We start from the raw sequence: 3,074 nt of genomic DNA, 5'->3' as shown, positions 1-3,074 counted from the left end.
GCGCGCCGGGCGCGCGCCGCGCGCGGGGCCCGCGCGCCCCCGCGGGCCCGCGGGGGCCCCGGGGCGCCGGGGGCGCCCCCCCGGGGGGGGCCCCCCCCCCCGCCACCCGGTCGGCCCGCCGGTGGTGCCGTCCGGCGGGCGCTCGGTGGACCTGCTGCGCCCGGGTGGGCGCGGCGCGGAGCCGGCCCGCTCCGACGTGTACCGGGCCGACCAGCTCAGAACCGCGCCTCCGGCACCGGACGGCATCACCCTGCTCGCCCGGGTCCGCCGCGCCCATCCGGGGCTGCGGGCGGTCGTGCTGGCCGCCGCCGACGATCCGCACCGCGCCGCCCGGGCCCTGCACGCGGGCGCCACCGGCTGGGTGGCCAAGGAGAGTTCGCTGGCCCGGCTGCTCGCCGTGGTCCGGGGGGTGCTGCGGGACGAGACGCACCTGCCGCCCGCGCTGCTGACCGGGGTGATCCGCGAGCTGACCACCGCCCGGCGGGACCGCACCGAGAGCGAGCGGCTGGTCGACACCCTGACCCCGCGGGAGAAGCAGATCCTGCGCTGCATGGTGGCGGGCCTGGGTCGGCAGGCGGTCGCGGAGCGGCTCTACCTGTCGCCGCACACCGTCCGGACGCACATGCAGAACGTGCTCGGCAAGCTCGGGGTGCACTCCACGCTGGCCGCGGTCGCGGTGGCCCGCCGGGCCGGGGTCAGCCCGGCCGAGCCGGCCCTGCCGGCGCCGCCGTCCATCGTGACCGCGGTGGACCGGACGTGAGCTCCGGGGCCCGGATCAGCCCGGGATGTTGTCGAAGGGGGCGACCAGCTGCCGCAGGAGCGCGGCGAGTTCGCCCCGCTGGCCGGAGCTGAGCTGGGCGAGCAGTTCGCGTTCGTGTGCGAGCAGTCCGGCGAGTGCCTGGTCGGCGCGGTCGCGGCCGTCGTCGGTGAGCCGGACGAGCACGCCGCGCCGGTCGTCCGGGTCGGGCAGGCGCTTGACCAGGCCCTTGCCGGTGAGGCGGTCGATGCGGTTGGTCATGGTGCCGGAGGTGACCAGGGTCTGGGTGAGCAGCTGGCCGGGGGAGAGCTGGTAGGGGGAGCCGGCCCGGCGCAGGGCGGTCAGGACGTCGAACTCCCAGGGCTCCAGCCCGTGCTCGGCGAAGGCGGTGCGGCGGGCGCGGTCGAGGTGCCGGGCGAGCCTGCTGACCCGGCTGAGTACCTCCAGCGGCTCCACGTCGAGGTCGGGGCGCTCTCGGCGCCACGCTGCGACCAGCCTGTCGACCTCGTCCTCCATGACGATCAGTGTATCGGTGGATGTGTCGATGTGAAGTCTCTTGACGTCGAGAAATGTGCCAGCAAGGCTACCTGGGATATCTTGATGTCGAGATACTTGTGAGGTGGACCATGACCAGTCCCGTCTGGGACCCGGCGCAGTACCTGCGCTTCGCGGACGAACGCACCCGTCCGCTGCGCGACCTGCTCGCCCGCGTCCCCGCCCTCCCGAACCCGGGCGATCCCGTGATCCTCGACATCGGCTGCGGCCCCGGCAACTCCACCGCCGTGCTGCGCGCACGCTGGCCGCACGCCCGCCTCACCGGCGTCGACAACTCCGCCCCGATGCTCGCCACCGCCCGCACCGACGGTGAGCCCACCGCCGACTACCTGCTCGCCGACGCGCGCGACTACGACCCGGCCCCGGCCGGACCCGACCTGATCGTCTCCAACGCCACGCTGCAGTGGATCGACGGCCACCTCGACCTCGTCCCGCGCTGGGCCGGCGCCCTGCGGCCCGGCGGCACCGTCGCCTTCCAGGTCCCCGGCAACTTCGACGCCCCCAGCCACACCCTGCTCGCCGAACTCCGGCGCAGCCCCCGCTGGCGCGGCCTCCTCGGCGACGACGCCGCCAGGGCCGGTGTCCACCCGCCCGAGCGCTACCTGGACGCCCTCACCGCCGCCGGCTGCACGCCCGACGTCTGGGAGACCACGTACCGCACCCTGCTCCCGGGCCCGGACCCGGTCCTCGCCTGGGTCAAGGGCACCGCCCTGCGCCCCGTCCTCACCCGGCTGACCGACCCCGGCCGCCAAGCCGCCTTCCTCGCCGAGTACGGGGCGCTCCTGCGCGAGGCCTACCCGGCCGGACCGCACGGCACCGTCTTCCCGTTCCGGCGGATCTTCGCCGTCGGGACCAGGGTCTGATGCGGGGCGGGAAGGCCTGATGCGGGGCGGGAGGGCCGTCGGTCCTTCCGCCCGCAGGTCAGTCCTTGCGCCCGCCGACCAGCCGTGGGTGCCGCTCCAGGCCCTCCAGCCCGTGCCAGGCCAGGTTCACCAGGTGCGCCGCGACCTGAGCCTTGTCCGGCTTGCGGACCTCCAGCCACCACTGCCCGGTCAGTGCCACCATGCCGACCAGCATCTGCGAGTACATCGGGGCCAGTCGCGCGTCGAAGCCCCGGGACTTGAACTCCAGGCCGAGGATGTCCTCCACCTGCGTCGCGATGTCGCTGATCAGTGACGCGAAGGTGCCGGTCGACTGGGCCACCGGGGAGTCCCGGACCAGGATCCGGAAGCCGTCCGTCGAGGTGTCGATGTAGTCCATCAGCGCGAACGCGGCCTGCTCCAGCAGCTCCCGCGAGTGCCCGCCGGTCAGCGCCCCCGTGACCATGTCCAGCAGCAGCTGCATCTCGCGGTCCACCACCACCGCGTACAGCCCCTCCTTGCCGCCGAAGTGCTCGTACACCACCGGCTTCGACACCCCGGCCCGCTCGGCGATCTCCTCCACCGAGGTGCCGTCGTAGCCGCGCTCCGCGAACACCGTCCGCCCGATCTCCAGCAGCTGCTCCCGCCGTTGCTTGCCGGTCATCCGGACTCGCCCGCCCCGGCGGCGCGGCGCCGGGGCGGGCGTACCTCCCGAGGCGCCCCCGCCCGCCGGTGCAGCGGTGCGGGGGGGGGGCGGCGCCGCCGGGCCGCGGGCGGGGCCCCGCGCCCGCGAGCCGGGGTCGCCAGCGAGCCTCGCCCCCCGGGTGGGGGGGGGGGGGGCGGGGGTCCGGCCGCCCGCCCCGCACCCCCCCCCCCCCCCCCGCGGCCCCGGCCCCGGCCAC

At 76.2% G+C, this 3,074-nt stretch carries 4 protein-coding genes; 2 read left to right on the top strand and 2 right to left on the bottom strand.

Annotation, left to right across the window (positions count from 1 at the left end):
• Positions 1–760: LuxR C-terminal-related transcriptional regulator (locus ACFV6I_RS35550; protein WP_380430025.1), on the top strand; the 760-nt coding region annotated here is incomplete at its 5' end.
• Between the two features lie 15 nt (positions 761–775).
• Here the strand turns inward: ACFV6I_RS35550 and ACFV6I_RS35545 are convergent.
• Positions 776–1,273 carry a MarR family winged helix-turn-helix transcriptional regulator gene (locus ACFV6I_RS35545; protein ID WP_188307908.1) on the bottom strand — a complete coding sequence of 166 codons (498 nt, stop codon included), beginning with the start codon at positions 1,271–1,273 and terminating at the stop codon, positions 776–778.
• Positions 1,274–1,383: 110 nt separating this feature from the next.
• On the opposite strand from ACFV6I_RS35545, the gene ACFV6I_RS35540 reads away from it, so the two are divergent.
• A complete protein-coding gene (locus ACFV6I_RS35540) occupies positions 1,384–2,175 on the top strand; it encodes a methyltransferase domain-containing protein (protein WP_380345639.1) in 792 nt (263 codons plus the stop codon).
• A 58-nt stretch (positions 2,176–2,233) separates the two neighbouring features.
• Here the strand turns inward: ACFV6I_RS35540 and ACFV6I_RS35535 are convergent, their stop codons facing one another.
• Entirely contained in the window at positions 2,234–2,836 is a 603-nt protein-coding gene (locus ACFV6I_RS35535) for a TetR/AcrR family transcriptional regulator (protein WP_063348051.1), read from the bottom strand.
• Between the last annotated feature and the right edge of the window lie 238 nt (positions 2,837–3,074).

Source organism: Kitasatospora sp. NPDC059803 (assembly GCF_042732255.1).
Lineage (GTDB): Bacteria > Actinomycetota > Actinomycetes > Streptomycetales > Streptomycetaceae > Kitasatospora.
Note: the sequence above shows the minus strand (reverse complement) of the source record. Positions and strands in the feature narration are given on the sequence as shown.

Excerpts from the sequence above, each read along its gene's own strand:
- ACFV6I_RS35535 (WP_063348051.1), bottom strand. The coding sequence starts at position 2,836 with ATGACCGGCAAGCAACGGCGGGAGCAGCTGCTGGAGATCGGGCGGACG.
- ACFV6I_RS35540 (WP_380345639.1), top strand. The coding sequence starts at position 1,384 with ATGACCAGTCCCGTCTGGGACCCGGCGCAGTACCTGCGCTTCGCGGAC.
- ACFV6I_RS35545 (WP_188307908.1), bottom strand. The coding sequence starts at position 1,273 with ATGGAGGACGAGGTCGACAGGCTGGTCGCAGCGTGGCGCCGAGAGCGC.